This window comes from Allomuricauda sp. CAU 1633, assembly GCF_017313225.1.
Classification (GTDB): Bacteria; Bacteroidota; Bacteroidia; order Flavobacteriales; family Flavobacteriaceae; genus Flagellimonas.
On sequence record NZ_JAFLNE010000001.1, the window covers coordinates 358,803 to 376,474 of the forward strand.

Annotated in this window: 17 protein-coding genes; 7 read left to right on the forward strand and 10 right to left on the reverse strand. The window is 41.4% G+C overall.

Features of this window, described 5'->3' with window-relative positions; translation table 11 throughout:
- Window positions 1–5: 5 nt before the first annotated feature.
- The 6 genes from rfbB to J0X14_RS01705 all read right to left on the reverse strand — a co-directional run bounded on the left by rfbB (window position 6) and on the right by J0X14_RS01705 (window position 7,146).
- Window positions 6–1,064, reverse strand: coding sequence for a dTDP-glucose 4,6-dehydratase (rfbB, locus tag J0X14_RS01680; RefSeq protein ID WP_207096019.1), 1,059 nt, complete (start codon window positions 1,062–1,064; stop codon window positions 6–8).
- Window positions 1,065–1,120: 56 nt separating this feature from the next.
- On the reverse strand, window positions 1,121–1,900 hold the full coding sequence (rfbD, locus tag J0X14_RS01685) for a dTDP-4-dehydrorhamnose reductase (RefSeq protein ID WP_207096020.1): 780 nt from the start codon (window positions 1,898–1,900) through the stop codon (window positions 1,121–1,123).
- An 88-nt stretch (window positions 1,901–1,988) separates the two neighbouring features.
- Window positions 1,989–3,032 (reverse strand): hypothetical protein, encoded by a 1,044-nt coding sequence (locus J0X14_RS01690; protein WP_207096021.1) that lies wholly within the window; start codon window positions 3,030–3,032, stop codon window positions 1,989–1,991.
- Window positions 3,033–3,036: 4 nt separating this feature from the next.
- Window positions 3,037–4,725, reverse strand: a complete 1,689-nt coding sequence (locus J0X14_RS01695; protein ID WP_207096022.1) for a DUF6909 family protein — start codon at window positions 4,723–4,725, stop codon at window positions 3,037–3,039.
- A gap of 54 nt (window positions 4,726–4,779) precedes the next feature.
- Window positions 4,780–6,276: a GH3 auxin-responsive promoter family protein gene (locus J0X14_RS01700; protein WP_207096023.1), complete on the reverse strand. Its 1,497-nt coding sequence runs from the start codon at window positions 6,274–6,276 to the stop codon at window positions 4,780–4,782.
- Window positions 6,277–7,146 carry a M23 family metallopeptidase gene (locus tag J0X14_RS01705; protein WP_207096024.1) on the reverse strand — a complete coding sequence of 290 codons (870 nt, stop codon included), beginning with the start codon at window positions 7,144–7,146 and terminating at the stop codon, window positions 6,277–6,279. It lies immediately after the preceding gene.
- Between the two features lie 168 nt (window positions 7,147–7,314).
- Here J0X14_RS01705 and tatA point away from each other — a divergent pair, with 168 nt between their 5' ends.
- The 3 genes from tatA to J0X14_RS19175 all read left to right on the forward strand — a co-directional run bounded on the left by tatA (window position 7,315) and on the right by J0X14_RS19175 (window position 10,221).
- Window positions 7,315–7,509 (forward strand): twin-arginine translocase TatA/TatE family subunit, encoded by a 195-nt coding sequence (tatA, locus tag J0X14_RS01710; RefSeq protein WP_317194404.1) that lies wholly within the window; start codon window positions 7,315–7,317, stop codon window positions 7,507–7,509.
- A gap of 230 nt (window positions 7,510–7,739) precedes the next feature.
- Window positions 7,740–9,803: an OmpA family protein gene (locus J0X14_RS01715; protein ID WP_207096025.1), complete on the forward strand. Its 2,064-nt coding sequence runs from the start codon at window positions 7,740–7,742 to the stop codon at window positions 9,801–9,803.
- A 247-nt stretch (window positions 9,804–10,050) separates the two neighbouring features.
- Entirely contained in the window at window positions 10,051–10,221 is a 171-nt protein-coding gene (locus tag J0X14_RS19175; RefSeq protein WP_317194405.1) for a DUF6747 family protein, read from the forward strand.
- Window positions 10,222–10,295: 74 nt separating this feature from the next.
- Here the strand turns inward: J0X14_RS19175 and J0X14_RS01720 are convergent, their stop codons facing one another.
- The 3 genes from J0X14_RS01720 to J0X14_RS01730 form a co-directional block, all read right to left on the reverse strand.
- Window positions 10,296–11,291, reverse strand: a complete 996-nt coding sequence (locus J0X14_RS01720; RefSeq protein WP_207096026.1) for a DUF4837 family protein — start codon at window positions 11,289–11,291, stop codon at window positions 10,296–10,298.
- Window positions 11,292–11,303: 12 nt separating this feature from the next.
- Window positions 11,304–12,911, reverse strand: a complete 1,608-nt coding sequence (locus tag J0X14_RS01725; protein WP_242527890.1) for a LysM peptidoglycan-binding domain-containing protein — start codon at window positions 12,909–12,911, stop codon at window positions 11,304–11,306.
- 119 nt (window positions 12,912–13,030) lie between these two features.
- On the reverse strand, window positions 13,031–14,221 hold the full coding sequence (locus J0X14_RS01730) for a phosphoglycerate kinase (RefSeq protein ID WP_207096027.1): 1,191 nt from the start codon (window positions 14,219–14,221) through the stop codon (window positions 13,031–13,033).
- Between the two features lie 133 nt (window positions 14,222–14,354).
- Here J0X14_RS01730 and J0X14_RS01735 point away from each other — a divergent pair, with 133 nt between their 5' ends.
- The 4 genes from J0X14_RS01735 (at window position 14,355) to J0X14_RS01750 (ending at window position 17,053) form a co-directional block, all read left to right on the forward strand.
- Window positions 14,355–15,506, forward strand: coding sequence for an ATP-binding protein (locus J0X14_RS01735; RefSeq protein WP_207096028.1), 1,152 nt, complete (start codon window positions 14,355–14,357; stop codon window positions 15,504–15,506).
- 10 nt (window positions 15,507–15,516) lie between these two features.
- The gene (locus J0X14_RS01740) at window positions 15,517–15,912 is read left to right on the forward strand and encodes a DoxX family protein (RefSeq protein WP_207096029.1); all 396 of its coding nucleotides are present in this window, start codon (window positions 15,517–15,519) and stop codon (window positions 15,910–15,912) included.
- A gap of 65 nt (window positions 15,913–15,977) precedes the next feature.
- The gene (locus tag J0X14_RS01745; RefSeq protein ID WP_207096030.1) at window positions 15,978–16,544 is read left to right on the forward strand and encodes a Crp/Fnr family transcriptional regulator; all 567 of its coding nucleotides are present in this window, start codon (window positions 15,978–15,980) and stop codon (window positions 16,542–16,544) included.
- Between the two features lie 53 nt (window positions 16,545–16,597).
- The gene (locus J0X14_RS01750) at window positions 16,598–17,053 is read left to right on the forward strand and encodes a hypothetical protein (RefSeq protein WP_207096031.1); all 456 of its coding nucleotides are present in this window, start codon (window positions 16,598–16,600) and stop codon (window positions 17,051–17,053) included.
- A gap of 52 nt (window positions 17,054–17,105) precedes the next feature.
- On the opposite strand, the gene J0X14_RS01755 is transcribed toward J0X14_RS01750, so the two are convergent.
- Window positions 17,106–17,612: an OmpH family outer membrane protein gene (locus J0X14_RS01755; protein ID WP_207096032.1), complete on the reverse strand. Its 507-nt coding sequence runs from the start codon at window positions 17,610–17,612 to the stop codon at window positions 17,106–17,108.
- Window positions 17,613–17,672: the final 60 nt, after the last annotated feature.

The following is a 17,672-nucleotide window of genomic DNA, read 5'->3' on the forward strand; positions in this document are numbered from 1 at the left end:
GTCTGTTAGTGTTGATATTGTTTTTTGTAGTACTTTTTATAGTCTCCTGAGGTTACGTGGCCTAACCACTCCTGATTTTCCAGATACCAGTCTATGGTTTTATCAAGGCCTTTTTCAAATGTAACCGATGGTTTCCATCCCAGTTCTTTATTAATTTTTGTGGCATCAATTGCATAGCGTAAGTCATGGCCTGGACGGTCCTTTACAAAGGTTATTAATTCTTCTGAAGCTCCATCAGGTCTGCCAAGTTTCCGGTTCATCAACTGGCAAAGCAGTTTTACCAAATCAATGTTTTTCCATTCGTTAAATCCTCCTATATTATAGGTTTCGCCGTTCTTTCCCTCATGGAAAACCAAATCAATTGCTCTTGCGTGATCTATTACATAGAGCCAATCACGGGTATAATTCCCATCCCCATATACGGGCAACGGCCTTTTTTGTATGATATTGTTAATGAACAGGGGAATTAATTTTTCAGGGAAATGGTTTGGCCCATAATTGTTAGAACAATTGGAAATCACAAAGGGCAGCCCATAGGTTTCTCCATAAGCTCTAACAAAATGGTCTGAACTGGCCTTGGAGGCAGAATAGGGGGAGTTGGGGCTATATGCTGTGGTTTCCAAAAAATATCCCGTATCTCCAAGAGCACCATATACTTCATCCGTGCTTACATGGTAAAACCTAAACCCTTCGTTCTTTCTTGATAAAGCAACCGATTCATTCAACAGGTTTACTGTACCCAAGATATTGGTCTTCACAAAAGACAGAGGGTCTGAAATGGAACGATCTACATGCGACTCTGCCGCCAAGTGAACAACTCCATCAAATTCTATTTGGGAAAAAAGCTCTTTTAAAAATTCTGAATCGGTTATATCTCCTTTGATAAAAGAGTAATTGGGGGCATTTTCAATGTCTTTTAGGTTTTCCAAATTCCCTGCGTAAGTCAATGCATCAAGATTATATATTTGATATTTCTTATATTCTTCAACAAATCTGCGAACTACATGGGATCCAATAAAGCCCGCCCCGCCGGTAATTAAAATATTCCTTTTATGAGATTTCATTATATATATGTCTTTGTGCTGTTTATTCTAAAAAAACTCCATCAGCCTTAATTCCATTAAATGAGAACGCTGTTCTTTGGTCGCTTTGCGAAAGTACGATAATTCCTATCCAAAACAAGGTTGACTTTTCCGGTCAATCCATTGTCTTCCAGTATTTGCTTGGCAAATTCATACCATGTCATTGCTCCCCCATCAACAAAATGGTATGTCCCAAAGGATTTTTTATTCAGTATGATTTCCTCTAAAATAAACTTTGTCAACCCCTCGGTATTGGTTGGGCGTCCTTTCTGGGCATCTGTAATGTGAAGACTCTCCCCGGCTAGAGCTTTTTTTAAGATTGTGCGATAGAAGTTATGTCCATATTTTTTGCTGTACAGCCAAGATGTGCGAATAATGTAATGGTTTGGTATTATCTCTTGAACAAACTTCTCTCCACTTAGTTTGGATTTCCCATACTCATTAATGGGGTTGGCCAGGTCATCAACGGTATATGGGGTCTCTTTTTCCCCATCAAAGACATAATCCGTTGAGATATGGACAAGGGTTGTTTTATGTTCATTGCAAAGCTCCGCTAGGTTCTTTACCCCTTCTGCATTCACTTTAAAGGCGGTTTCCGGTTGTTTTTCTGCACGTTCAACGTTAGTATATGCTGCACAATTGATGCAAAAATCATAGTTTCCATCTTGGAATACATCATACAGTTCTTTTCGTTCCGTGATATCAAGTTCATTGGATGATTTGAAATCGAAAAAAAAATCTGAGCGGTTATAGGCGTATTCTTGTATTGTTTGTCCAAGTTGCCCGCTGGACCCCGTAACCAATATTCTTTTGTTCATCAGACTTGTTCTCTTTGCTGAAGTTTAAGGTTTATGTGTTGTCTTATAAGTTTAAAAATAAGTCCCATTTTCTACGGGTAATTTATTTTCAATTGTAGGATGTTAAATACTTGTTCAGCTTAAACAAAGCCAAAATCCCAATTGTTAAAGCCAATAATAGTATGGGTAGTTTAAATTTATAACTGTTCCATATGCCTTTTTGTCCAACTCCCCTAGTGGGGAAGTCACTTATTACGTTGATGATTGTAGATTTATTGGCCCGTTCTTTGTTCAACGCGACCAATTTTTCCTTCAATACATCCTTTTCCTGCACCAAGGCCAATTCCCTGTTGCTTGACTCTCCACTTTCTGCCATACTTATGCTGGTGCCCTGCATGGGCTTGTCCGCTTCTTTTACCAATACCGTCCTATACAGACTTTGTAATGAATCTATTTCAACCAGCTGTTGCTTGTAAATATCTTCCTGCAAGCTTAGGTTTTCATCATTGATTCTTTTCTGCAATTTGAAATAATCGTTGACCGATATGGAGTTAATGATAGCAGGTTGCATTTTTTTGGCCACCTTATTATCCGTACTAATGACTGAAATCTGATGGAACCTTGCATCCAAAGAATTAAAGTTTTGCAAGTAGTTCTCAAAATCTATGGTCTTAACCGTGGTGGTGTCCAGTTCCCGGATGAACTCGTCGAACAATTTAATTTTTTGATTCTCATCTGAGTAGGAATCGGCAAAAATTTCCTCAACACTGGCTGCTTCATGTTCTGTGATGTTCAATGCGGTTGCCAAGGCAACTGAATCTTGTGCTTCGGCCAAATCATTATAGAATGAAATGTTGTTGTAAAGCTGTTGAACACTGTTGAAGTTGGGCTCTACCACCATTTTGGAAATATACTTTTCCGGAAGAGTAGTGTCCAAAATATAGCCGCCTACCCCACCAATAATGACTGCAGCTGCCAAGATGATGAAGTTTTTTTGAATGAAGAGCAAGAGCAGCATCAAAACATGGAAAATGCCCTTAAAGATGCTCCCGACAAAGTTGAAGAATTTTTGAAATGCCCTTCCAATCATTTGGAACAACTGCCCCAAATCTATTTCGTCTGAAGAGTTTTGATGTGCTGGTTGGTCTGCCATATATCTATGAATTGAATATCTGTTTTAAAATTCGGTCCGTAATCAAATAGGTGGGTTTTACCCCGGTTGTTCCCAACCCCCCCGAGGCCAATGTACTTCCTGTTTCCAAAGGATTGTCCGAGGCATAATAGGCATATCTTACTTTAATATCCTTTTTGATGCTCTTCCTTATCTTGGATGCGGATTGGATCGCTTTTTGGTAATGTACCCCCTCCATTTCCAAGCCAATGACATTCCAAGTGGACTCATAAAAAAACTTCAAAATGTCCTTGTTCTGCAAAGAGGTGCCCAAAACGGTTACCATAGTGCCTTCCAAAACTTTTAGGCCCTGGCCTTCAAAATCTGAAGCGCTTAGTTCATTATGGAATGGGTAATTATCTGCCGTACCTTCAAAAATATGGGCCGATGGAATCATTAAATCCCCTTTGCCGCCCTCCAAAATACCTGCTTTACCCATAATCGACAAAGATTCTACATTCAAAAACCGTTTCTCATTTCCTTCCTCCAAAGGCTTCAAAAGTTCGTCAATGGTCTCATATGCCTGCTCCCCAAATGCATAATCCATGACAAATATAACGGGTTTTTCCTCGTCTTGAATTCCTTCCGGCAAATCATAGCAACACGTATCTTTTCCCAATTTGGCCGTATCAAAAATCTGTACATCAATATTGGCTCCAGAGACATCATCCAAAAATAGCATTCCGTTCTTTTCAGCGACGGTCCTTACCTTTTCATGAAGGTTGTTGTTGATAGTGGCGCTCAATGTCTCAAAAATCTCCAAAGGTTTGGCGCTTGGAAATTCCTTTACCAAAGCTTTTCGGGCGAACAAAGAATTCATGACACTGTGCATGTTGGCACTTATGATGTGAATGGGCCTGTGCAATAAATTATGGTCTGTAAGGGTCTTTTTAATCATATCCGCCCACCGTTCCCCATGAATGTGGTGCCCCAAGCGTTCGCGTAACAAGGGACTAAAAGTGATGGTGCGCTTGTTGCCCGTGGTTTCTTCTTCAATGGCCAACTTGCCCAGCCAGTAAATTACATTCAAAAAGCGATCGGGATCCTTAGGCTTCTTGAGTTTTTTATAAATGTCAACAACTTCATCAAAGGTCCTGCCCAAAATATTGGCGGCATGGATTAGGGCAATCTCCCTTTCACTTTCTTTTTTCTCAGTGAGTTGAACAAATCGTTCCAGTTTATCCCAGTCGTGGATAGTGGCATTACCGTCCTCCACCAAAACCCGCTTGCAGATTTTTCCTGATTCAATGAACAAAAAGGTCAAGTGGGTGAGAATATCATAGATGTCGCTTCTGCCCCGTGTAATCTCAATGTTCATCTGAACTTCATCAATTCGGTAACAATTACGCCTTCGTTTTGGGGGAATAATGGGCTTTAAATGTGATTTGGAAAAACCCTCATCAGAAGTTAGGTTGATAAAACGGCATTCCTCAATGCCTTCCGGCAATCGTTCCAACACATAGATCAAACCGTTCAATTCTGATTTATCCTCGGCTACCGTACCGTAAATTTCGGGCCGTAACAACAAAAGTGCACTACGCAGCGCATTGCCGGAGACCCCGGATGGTTTGTAAAATCCACGATTGAGCAGATGGCGCATGGTAATGTACAAGCGCTCAATTGCATTGGTGGATTCTTGTGCCCTAGTGGGTTGCTTTACTTCAGTTGCCATCATATAATGGAGCAAAAATACATGAATTCCTACTAAAGTTGTGCCGTTCTTTGCAATCTAAATTTTGAACGGCTGGAGTCCATCTGCCACCTTACGGTCATTGGACAACCTTTGCACCTTATTCTGACCCCCCAATTTGCCAATGGTCTTCATATAATCCTGAAAGCCGCCAGGTTTGATTGGAGTTATTATAAGGGGTTGAAGAATGTTTCCGGCAATCAGATCGTAATAATAGCTGTTCTGCTTTTTCATACTCTCTTCAATTTCTTGAGCGAATTTTGAAGGTTCGGAGGGGACTTTTTCAAACTCAATAAACCATTCGTGATACGGTAGCTTCCCATCCACAGGGTTGGTTTGCGGGGCCACCGTAAACTCGTTCACTACAGCATCGGTCCGTTCCACCGCCAGTTTTAGGGCTTCTTCCACCTCTTTGGCGATAACATGTTCCCCAAAAGCAGAGATAAAATGCTTTATCCGTCCTGAAACAATAATCTTGTTTGGGTTTTTGGAAACAAACCGAACGGTATCTCCCAGATTATAGGCCCAGAGTCCGGCATCAGTCGAAATAATCATCGCATAGTCCACCTCCAATTCTACTTCAGCAATGGTAAGTCGTCTTGGATTTTCGGAAAAGAACTCATCCGCTTTGATAAACTCGTAGAAAATTCCAGAATCCAAAAGCAAGAGCATGCCTTTTGCCTTTTGGGAATCCTGATAGGCAAAAAAACCTTCACTGGCCGGGAAAAGTTCAATGCTATCCACTTTCCTTCCAATCAAATTTTCAAATTTGGCTCGGTAAGGTTCGTAATTGACTCCTCCGTAGATGTACAACTGAAATTCCTTGAAAAGCTCCCCAACCTTTTTTCCAGACTTTGCATTGAGTTTCTCAAAATACATCTGCACCCAAGATGGTATCCCTGCAATGACAGTCATGTTTTCATTTTCCGTCTCTTCCACAATGGTGTCCACCTTGGTTTCCCAGTCTTCAATGCAATTGGTCTCCCAACTGGGCAATCGGTTTTTTTGCAAATAATTGGGAACATAATGGGCAGAAATCCCTGAAAGACGCCCCAATTTTATGCCGTTTTTTTCTTCCAAAATGGGACTTCCCTGTAGAAAAATCATCTTTCCATTCACAAAATCGGTATTGCCTGTTTCATGGATATAGTTTAAAATGGCATTTCTTGAGGCCTCAACTTGATTTTTAATGGATGCTTTGGTAATGGGAATATACTTTGCTCCTGATGTGGTGCCCGATGTTTTGGCAAAATAAATAGGCTTTCCGGGCCAGAGCACATCTTCTTGGCCATCAATAATTTTTTGAATGTAATCCTTAAGCGCTTCATAATCCCGAACGGGGACTTTTTTTACAAAATCATGGTGGGATGTAATACTACCAAAATCATGGTCTTTGCCAAATTGGGTTTTGGCCGCTTTGGAGATTAGTTCTTTAAAGACCTTTTCTTGGGTTTGAACAGGATTTTTGACCCATTTCTGATTTTTTTGGGCTATTCTTTTGGCAAAAATCTTTGCTGCAAATGATTTTAACGACATTTAGTTGAAGTCAATATAATTCTGGGGGTCTACCGGTTTTCCTCTTCTCCAAAGTTCAAAATGTAGGTGTGGCCCCGTGGTAAGTTCACCCGTGTTTCCAATAGAGGCTATCACCTCTCCTGCTTTTACCAAGTCTCCTTGGGACTTGCTCAATGAGCCATTGTGTTTGTATACTGAGGTAAGCCCTTCTTGGTGTTCAACAATGATGACATAGCCCGTCTCGGAGGTCCATTCTGCAAAAAGTACGGTGCCATCGGCAATGGACTTCACCGGAGTGTCTTTGGGCGCCACCAAATCCACGGCATAATGTTTGGTTTTGGCATCAAATCCTTGTACCAAGGTGCCATTGATGGGTGAAAAGAGCAAGGTGCCCATGTTTTCAATGTTCCGCTCAAAGAGATTGTACTTATCTTCCAGTTCCACTTCCTCCCTCAGGAGCAAATCTTCACGAATAGGGGTTAAATCAACCGTTGAGGGATCCAATTTGTACTGATCAAAAAGCGAATCCCGATTTACCTGGTTGTTCTCAATATCCCCACGGAGTACAAGTCTGACATTATCCAAATACCTATTGGTATAATTAAGGACGGTCACCAAAGAATCCGTTTTGTAGGTCAGTTCTGTGGCCTGACGTTTCAACTTGGTTGATGAGTATCCCGGAATATACTCCCTTAGCGGTGTAAAGGCAATAATCAGGGTAGTTACCCCTATCAGAACAATGATAAAAAGGGTTCCGGTCACAAAAACATTGAGTCTATTGAGTTTAAAGGAAATCTTTTCCTCAAAGGTGCTTTCATTTAGAATGACCAAGCGATACTTGTGCAGCAGCTTGCGCTTTATCTCTTTTCTTTTCTTTCGGTCCTTCGCCATAATGAACAAAGATAATCTTCCATTTTGATATTGATGTTAAGCTTTTTAAAATACCTAACATCTTGTTTAGGTGCACAGAACGATTCTATATGCTAATTTTCGTTAATCCCATGGACACTTACAGTTCTTTTTAGTACTTTTACCTTTCAAATTAAAGGTTTTGACATTATGATTGCTCAAAATATGTTTCTTGGTATGATTGGCCCATGGCAAATTGTACTTATCGTGGTTATTGTTCTTTTACTTTTCGGAGGTAAAAAGATTCCAGAATTGATGAGAGGACTTGGCAGCGGTATCAAAGAGTTTAAGGATGCCTCAAAAGAAGAGGAGAAATTGGAAGGCGGTAACGAGACAAAGTCTTAGTGTTCCAATTTTTTTGGCGTACAACACCCTTTAGCAAGCCTTGTCTACAAAGGGCTTTTCGATAAAGAACCACATTTTTTTGACCTACACGCCAGAAATCTTCTCTTTCACAACAAAAAATTACCAACCCCTTTATCTTATCTTATTTTAGCTGTTGAAACTGACGTTAAGCTCTCTTTGCTTAGCCTCCAAGTAATCAATAGTTGATTATTTGTGCAGAAGGAGTGGTAATGAAAAAACCGATCTTGCTTTTTTTTATGTTGATAGCCTTTGGGATTCGAGCCCAAGAGGTTACTCTTTTGCAGTTTCAGAACAAAGACATTGCTGCTACCACCCAAAATAATCCAAATACGGTTCCAGAGAGCGATTTTGTAAAAACGCTGGAAGGCCTCAACAACAAAAACCTTATCCAATTTGTTCGAAAAGAAGGGGTGGCCGCCAAACTTATTAAAAAAGGGGACGAATACTTTGACCAAATGTGGTACGCAGAAGCAGCCCGCATGTATGACATTGTCCTTGAAAAAAGTAATGAAAAACACACGTTCGACCTTTTGGCCAAAGCCGGTGACTCGCATTACTATAGTGGAAATCTTGAAAAATCCTATAAATGGTACCACGAGCTTTACGAAACCTACTCTGAACAAATCACTGAGGATCGTTTCTTTAAGTACACCCATGCCTTAAAGGGTACGGGGAGATACCGCCGCGCAGCTCAACTCACCAAATTGTTTCGACAAAAAAGAGACCAGCCCCTTAATGAATTGGAAAACGTTGCTACGCCTACCTGGAAACGTACTGCATTGGTGGAGATAAAAAACTTGGCCATTAATTCCAAGTATTCAGATTTTGCTCCCATGTTCCACAAAGATTCCGAAGTGGTGTTTGCTTCGGCACGGGATTCCTCCTTTTTGACGACAAGGCGCTATCGGTGGACCAACCAACCCTTTTTAGATCTCTATCTAGCCAAAACCAAGGATGATGACAGCGGGGATTTATTTGGCACCAAGAAATTCTCAAGAAAAATCAACACAAAATATCATGAGGCTTCCGTGGCCTTTTCCCCTGATCAAAAAACCATATACTTTACCCGAAACAACTATGGCAAAAGGTTGAAACGGGGAAAAAATGGAATCAACCACCTCAAAATTTATCAATCCAACTTAATTGATGGCGAATGGACCGATGCTGTGGAGGTACCCTTTAATAGTGAAAACTATTCCACGGGACACCCTTCCATAAGTCCAGATGGTACAAAAATGTACTTCGTCTCCGATAAACCAGAGGGCTACGGTGAAACAGACATCTACGTAGTGGATATTTTGGGAAATGGGGAGTTTTCCGAGCCCAAAAACTTGGGTAGGGGCATCAACTCCAGCGGTAAGGAAATGTTTCCCTACATCACGGAAAACACACTTTATTTCTCCTCCAATAGGGCGATGGGCTTTGGCGGCCTGGATATTTATAAGGCCGATTATGACAACGACATCTTTGGGATAGTGTATAATATTGGAGAGCCCATTAATGGCAATAGGGATGATTTCTCCTACATAGTGGACAGTTCTGGAAAAAAAGGCTATTTCGCTTCCAATAGAAAAGGGGGCAAGGGTGATGATGATATTTATTCCTTTATCGCTACTGAAAACCACAATGCCATTTCCGGTACGATCAAGGATGCCACTTCTGGTGAGGTTCTTGAAGGTGCCCAGGTCATCTTGTACAACAAAGACAAGCTTCTTTTGGCCGAAGTGAACACCGATGCTGATGGTAGTTATCGTTTTGAGGGTCTCGAATCAGAATCTGATTATCTTCTCAAAATCTCAAAGAAAGGCTATTTTGAAAACGATTCGGACATACGGACAAAGGACAACATAGCCATAGAAGCAAATCAATCTTTACAACCGCTCAAGGACATCATTGATGAAGAGAAAAAGATTGTGAATCTGGAGCCCGATGCGATTTATTTTGATTTTGACCGATTCAACATTAAACCAAAAACGGCCAAAGAGCTGGACAAGTTAGTGGCTGTAATGAATGAAAATGAGAACTTGGTCATTAAGATTGAATCCCATACCGATGCGATAGGGAACAAGGCTTATAACAAATACCTCTCGGACAAACGGGCCAAATCCACCAGGGACTATATCATTTCCCAAGGTATAGACCCGTCTCGAATAGCAAGTGCCATTGGATATGGTGAAGAACGTTTGTTAAACAATTGCGCAGATGGTCATAAATGTCCTCCGGACAAGCACCAGCAAAACCGACGATCTGAGTTTATCATCGTGTCCCAATAAAAAACCAAGCCCCTTTCAAGGGGTTTTTTTATGCTGCTATTCTTCCTGTGTGCATTTCATCGATAATTCTACTAGCTGAACAGCTACCTATAATTTACCGTATATCGATAAAAAAAGTGCCTTAGTGGATATTAGCAAAACCAACAAAGCTTTTGTCCTTGTTTTGGTGCTTTTCATCCTTTTGTTTTTAAACCCCATCTACAAAACCCAACCTTTGTCTTGTCTTTAAATCTTAAAAATCTGACTTATGAAAAAACTTATACTCGTAAAAGAAATCTATATTGAAGGGTTTCGCAACTTAGGACATTTTATTATAGAAAAATACTTTAAAATATTTGCCTGGTTTAGCTTTGTCATGTTCTTCATTGTGCTATATGCCTTTGTATACAGAATAGCTACTGGCTTTGCATTTGACTAACATCCCAAATACATAAGTATTTAAAGAACAAAAAGCCCGGGAACCCGGGCTTTTTTGCTTTGATTTATGCTTTTCTATTCCATTGCGGTTGTATTAAAATCAACCGTTCGCATGATGGCTTCCAACTCAAACATGTAATCCCTTTTTTCCGCCGATGGTGCAAAAGTAAATCCTTCCAAGACCAGCTTTCTGTGGTGTTCCTCATCGTTGATGATGTACGTTAAAAAAGGGCCGGCCATGGGATATCCCTGAATGTCCCAGATTCCTTTAACTTCAGCAGCTTTCTTTCCGCCTATCTCTGTTGGGAAAACATAGGGCGCAAACGCCATTTCTGTTTTCATATAGGTGTTCTCATAGGGTCCTGGAACATATTTCTTTCCGATGGAATCCCGCATTTTTACAATATCTTCAATAAAAGTGGAGTCGTTGGAAAAACTGTTTTCTGGCATTTCATAAGCAATGATGTTCATGGTTCCCTTTGGAATCTGAATGTCCATCCACACAAATTTATTGTCCCGCTTACCCACTTTATACAATGATGGAACTTTCAAGCTTATACCAAATTCCTCTTGCATGGCTTTGTCCTTGTTCAAAGAACGTTCAAAACGTTTTTGGGCTTCTGAGATTTCTACCTGTTTGAATGCCTCAATGGCCTTCGGTGCTAAAGAATCCAAATTACGGTTCAGAACATCACGGGTTTGTCCGGTGACCACCGCCACCTTTTGGGGTTTTGAATACGCATCAGTTTTAATATGCGCCAATGAGGATGAATCTTGTACCACGTATAAAATAGACCGAGAATAGGTTGTTGTTCCCTTGAACACCTTTGGAGGAACCTGTACAATAGTGAAAATGGGTTCGGGCTGTGGGAGTCCCAAGACCTGTGCAGCAAAATGTTCCCTTATGTTATCGCCCACATCACTTTGCCACAGTTCCGTGTCCATTACCACCATTAAGGAATTGACACCACCTGTTGATGGCGGTAGAAATTTTTGTTTGCGTCCTGAATCATTACAAGACCAGAGCGCCATTACCAAAATAGCGCTACATAGTGTTCCAAATTTTTTCATATTGCGTTAAATTTACGAAGAACAATCGCACAATTTAAGTTTTGTGCCCGGTTTTAGGTTATTGCTGCTAAGACCGTTCCATTCTCGTAAATTTTCTATGGAAACTCCGGGATATTTTCTGGAAATCGTCCAGAGTGAATCACCGGGTTGTACTGTATGTGTTTTAGAGTTGCCTGCCACCGCCCCTGAAACTGACTTTGAAGTACTCGATTTAGCCACAGGTTTTTCTGGGATATGGGGTTTTCTAGGGAAAATGGTCAATCGTTGCCCAATGCGCAAGTTGTTACTACGTAACCCGTTCCACCTTATAATCTGGCTCACGCCAACGCCATATCGTTCCGCAATCTTGCCCAAATAATCTCCGCTCTTTACTTTGTAGCGAATTTGATCTTGGGCAGTTATCATCTGTGGCAATGGTTTTTCCAAAGAATCCATTTCCTTTTTCACATACGCATAAATCTGTTCCTCATTGGCCACAAACTTTCCAATTTTGGCCTTAGGCAAACGAAGGGCGTAATCTTTCCCTTTTACCTTGGGTATCACATTCAGTTTGTAGGCTGGGTTCAACATCTCCAATTCTTCGGTGCTGATGTCCACCAACTTCGCTATTTGATCAAAAGTGATCAAGTTTTTTACATGGACCGTATCCGTTTCAAAATAGGGGCGGTCTGCCTTTTTATATTGTAACCCATGTTCATCGGCATACTCAAAAATGTACATCGTCGCTAAAAACGCAGGAAGATAGCCTGCCGTTTCACGCGGAAGGAATGGACGTATGTTCCAATAATTTTCATATCCGCCAGACCTACGGATGGCTTTGTTCACATTTCCTGGGCCAGAGTTGTATGCGGCAAGGGCCAAATCCCAATCGTTGAAAATTTCATAGAGCTTGGCCAGATACTTGCTGGCTGCTTTTGTCGCTAAAATAGGGTCATGGCGTTCATCCACATAACTGCTCACATCCAATCCGTACATTTTACCTGTACTGTACATAAACTGCCAAAGTCCCTTGGCGCCCACTCTTGATCTTGCTCTTGGGTTCAATGCCGATTCAATAATGGCCAAATATTTAATTTCAAGGGGGATATCTTGATTATCCAATTCTTGTTCAAACAATGGGAAGTAGAACTGACTGGCGGTCATCATTCGTTGCATCAAATCTCTTTTTCTCGTCAAAAAGGATTTAATAACGCTCTCCAAAGAAGGATTATAGGTAATATTGAATGGCGTTTTTTCATCCATTCGTGCCAAACGGGCCTTTAAGGTATCAGTGGGTAAATCCACAACAAAAATGGAGTCGTTCTCCAAACCATTCTCAATTTCAAGCAGCATATCACTGAACAACTGTGCGCTGCCGTGAAGCTCTTTCAACCAAAGACTGTCGTACCGATGGGCCTCTTCCAAATCCAGTAATTGAAATTCCCCATTTTTATCCGCTTCCAACACCATGGGCTTACCATCAATACTAACGTTGGTAATACTGATTTCCTGGGTTTCATCTGATTGTATCAATGTGGAATCTTGCACAGCCAATTGAATGGAATCAATCTCTTGGGCGGTGACCATCGAAGCAACAAAAACAAGTGCTGCGCAGACAGCTGTGTTCAATTTTGGGTTCATTTGGACAAGGTTTGGTTTTTGGGGCGAACTAAAATGGCGTTTTTTTCTGAAATATTAAAATTTCGGGTGTAAAACGTACTGAATTTTAACTCTTTCCCCAATAATCCATAACGTGTAAACTAGTCCAATATTGCAGCGATACCGGGCAAGGTTCTCCCTTCAAGGCTTTCCAACATGGCCCCACCTCCTGTGGACACATAACTTACTTTATCATCAAAACCAAATTGCTTTACCGCAGCTACAGAATCGCCCCCTCCAACAAGAGAAAATGCTCCGCTTTGTGTGGCTTCATCAATATAATTTCCAACGGCAATGGTTCCCTTGGCAAAGCTTTCCATTTCAAAAACACCCACTGGGCCGTTCCACAAGATGGTCTTGGAGGCCAAAATAACTTGCTTGAAAATCTCCAAGGTTTTTGGTCCGGCATCCAGCCCTTGCCATCCATCGGGAATTTTGTCCACGTCTACAAACTGTGTGTTGGCGTTGTTGTCAAAATCGTCTGCAGCCAATACATCAACAGGTAGATAAACGTTTACATTTTTGGCTTTGGCTTGCTTTAGGATGTCCAGGGCCAATTCCATTTTATCATCTTCACAAATGGAATTACCAACTTTACCTCCCTGCGCTTTGATAAAGGTATAGGTCATTCCACCACCAATGATGAGGTTATCAACCTTGTCCAAAATATTCTCAATAATGGTGATTTTGGAAGATACCTTGGCTCCCCCCAAAATAGCGGTTACTGGTTTTTCTCCGGTCTGCATCACTTTGGCGATAGCATCGATTTCTTTGGCCAATAGATATCCGAAGCATTTATTGTTTGGGAAAAATTGGGCTACAATGGTGGTTGAGGCATGGGCTCGGTGAGCCGTTCCAAAGGCATCGTTTACATAAATGTCTCCGTGTTTTGCCAAAGCCTCAGAAAAGGCTTCATCACCTGCTTCTTCCTCGTCATGAAAACGAAGGTTTTCCAAAAGAAGCACCTCGCCTTCTTCAAGCTTGGCGACAGCATCATCTGCTTCCTTGCCCACACAGTCATTGGTAAATTTTACTTCAACTCCAATGATATCTGAAACGGTTTCAACAATATGGGAAAGGGACATATCCGGATTCACTTTGCCTTTAGGCCTTCCCAAGTGACTCATTAGAACGGCAGAACCACCATCTTCCAACACTTTTAGAATTGTGGGTTTTGCTGCTTCAATCCTGCTGGTGTCCGTCACATTGAAATCACCATCCAGGGGAACGTTGAAATCAACACGAATCAATGCTTTTTTTCCTTCAAAGTTGTAATCGTCTATCGTCTTCATGTAGTGTGTCTTTATGAGAAGCTCAAAAGTAAAGATTTCCTGTCTTTTGGTCTTGTCGCTTAGGTTATATTTTTGATGTTTTCCAAAAAAATCGTCACAAAGATGGGCGAGCTAAAAAATGTATCTTTGGCTTATGCTGTTCAAACACATTTTAGGGCTGGAACATATCAAAAACCATTTGGTGACCACTGCCGACTCGGGAAGGGTAGCACATGCCCAATTGTTTGTGGGCCCAGAAGGTTCGGGAACCTTGCCCATGGCCGTGGCCTATGCTCAATATTTGTTATGCGGCAACACGGGCGGCGAAAACGAGGGCGAAAATGCCGTTTGCAATACCAAGTGCAACTCGTTAGCACATCCTGACATGCATTTTGCTTTTCCGGTTGCTAATTCGGATAAGGTAAAATCGCATGCGGTGAGTGACCATTACTTGGAAGAATGGCGGCAATTTATAAAGGAGCAACCCTATGGGAATCTGTTTGATTGGTACCGACACATCGGCATTGAAAAAAAACAGGGCCAGATTGGGGTCGATGAAGCTCAAGATATGGTGAAGAAGTTGTCCCTAAAATCCTATGAAGGGGGGTATAAGGTGCTCATCCTTTGGATGGCCGAAAAAATGAACATTTCCGCGGCCAATAAGCTCCTTAAATTGATAGAGGAACCACCACAAAAAACAGTTTTGCTTTTACTGGCCGAAGACGAGGAACAAATCATCAATACCATCCGTTCCCGATGCCAGATTTTACATTTTCCGCCATTGACGGAGCAGGTTATTACCGATGCGCTTGTCAACAGGGGTTTAAGCGCAAGTGCGGCCCATAACATTGCACAAGAGGCTAATGGAAATTTCAATAAGGCCTTGGATTTGATGAACAAAGATTCTGAGGATTTGGTGTTTGAACGTTGGTTTGTGCAGTGGGTTCGCAGTGCATTTAAAGCAAAGGGCAACAAAGGAGCCATCCAAGAATTGATTCTCTGGAGTGACGAGGTGGCCAAAACGGGCCGGGAAGTACAGAAGCAGTTTTTAAACTATTGCCTTACCTTGATGAGACAAGCCCTTTTGCTTAATTACAAGGCCCATGATCTCGTCTATACCAAAATTCATGTGGAAGGTTTTGACCTGAATAAGTTTGCGCCTTTTGTACATGAAAACAATATTGTGGATATTGTGGAAGAACTGGAAAAAGCCATTTTTCACGTGGAACGCAATGGTAATTCAAAAATCATTTTTACAGATTTATCCATAAAACTTACGCGGCTATTGCATACCAAAGCCGCTTAAAAATACAACCATGGAACATATATTTTCTAATGCAACAGAGATCCTTCTCTTGGCCTTTTTGGCGATTACTTTTTTACAGAGCGGTATTGATAAGGTATTGGACTGGAAAGGCAATTTGGGTTGGCTCACCGGTCATTTTTCCAAAACCGTTTTTAAGGGAAGCGTTCCCTTACTATTGACAATTGTGTTGCTCATGGAAATGGCTTCGGGGGTGCTTTCTGCCGTTGGCATTTTCCAATTTATCGTGGAAGGTGAAAGTTCCATTGGTTTTTATGGGGCGCTTTTTGCCGCCCTAACGCTTTTAATACTTCTTTTGGGGCAGCGAATAGCCAAAGATTATGTTGGAGCACAAACCATCGTGGTCTATTTGATTCCTACGGTGTTTTTGGTGTACTTGATGCAGTAATTTAATACTTTGGTTGCCGTCCCTGTCGTAGCTTCGTTCAACGAATAACATCATAGTATTCACACGTGGAACAAATCAAGACTTATTTTGAATCAAATTTTCAACTATCCGAGGCGGATTGGAGCATTTTTTCATCCAAATTGACTAGATATGAATGTCCGAAAAAGGAAATCCTGCTCCATGTTGGGGAAACCGAAAACCACCTTTCCTTTGTAGAAAAAGGGGTGGTTCGTCTGTATGTTCCCAAGGAAGATGGTGAACTCACTTTTGCTTTTGTCTTTCAGGATGCGTTTGTAAGTGCTTACGATTCATTCCTTACCCAATCCCCTTCTCCCTATGTTGTGGAAACTGTTGCGGATACCATACTTTGGCGATTGACGTACCAAGATCTTCAAACTGTTTATAAGGAGAGTGGCATTGGAAATCTTATCGGCAGAAAGGCGAGTGAGGAATTGTTTCTGAAAAAATCGCAACGCGAACTTTCACTATTACAAGATTCTGCGGAGGAACGCTACCTAAAACTTTTTACTGAACGACCCGAACTCATCCAACACATCCCTTTAAAATATATCGCCTCTTATATTGGGATAACGCCACAGGCCCTAAGCCGAATACGAAGCCGTATTTCTTAACCCAGGTTCATTGTTTCGGCCCCAAAAAGAATTCACCTTTGCAAAAAGGATTTATGAAACCATTTTACATACTCATTGGCGCTTTTGTTGTTTCAAGCCTTGTCTTAAAACTGACCACAAAACAGTTTGATTACCCACTAGCGGGAAGGATTGCCATGGCCTTTATGTTGGTGTTTACGGCTATTGGACATTTTGCCTTCAGCAATGGAATGACCGCTATGGTGCCCAGTATCGTACCTTTTAAAATGCAGGTGGTCATTGCAACGGGAATTCTGGAAGTGCTGTTTGCCATCGGATTATTATTACCCAAATACTCCCACGCAACAGGTTGGGTCTTAATTGCTTTTTTCGTCCTCATTCTACCGGCAAATATTAAGGCTTCTTTGGAAAACATCAACTACCAAACCGGAAACATGGACGGTCCTGGGCTTTCTTATTTGTGGATACGGATTCCGTTACAGCTCTTTTTTATAGTGTGGGTATACTTTTCCACCATACGCACCAACTAAAAAGACCCATCCTTACGAATGGGCCTTTTTTGGTATCATCAGTTCGGGACTGTTACTTCCCGTACTTGTCGTTTAAAATCTTTAGAATGACATCTGTAAGATCTTTGGTTTCCTCACCATACAATACTGCTCCACCATCGCCTCCACCCAAAATGTAAGTGTACCCGTTGGCTTTGCCGTATTCTTGGATTTCTTTTTTCACCTTTTTCACCAAAGTATCCATTTCGGTTTGGCTAGTCTGTTGCAATTGCTGCTCTTCTTGCTGCAACTGCTGACCTATAAATTGTCCACGTTGCTGTAATTGTCCGTATTCTTCTTGAGCATTTTGTTGAGACATTCTTTCGGCCTTGGTCTGGAATGCCTGCAATTCCATTTGGAATGCCTGTGAAATACTGTCCCTCTTTTTGGTCATGGCATCTGCCTTGGTTTTGAAGCGGGCTTCCACATCAATTTTCTCTTGATAACCGTCCAGCAATTTCACACTGTCCACATATCCAATCTTATTCTGCTGACATGCCATTGCAATGAGGGCAACAGCGAGTACCATTAATTTTTTCATGTTTGTCTTTTTACTGATGCGCAAAAATAGGAAAGCTTTTGGAATGCACGCCATTATCTT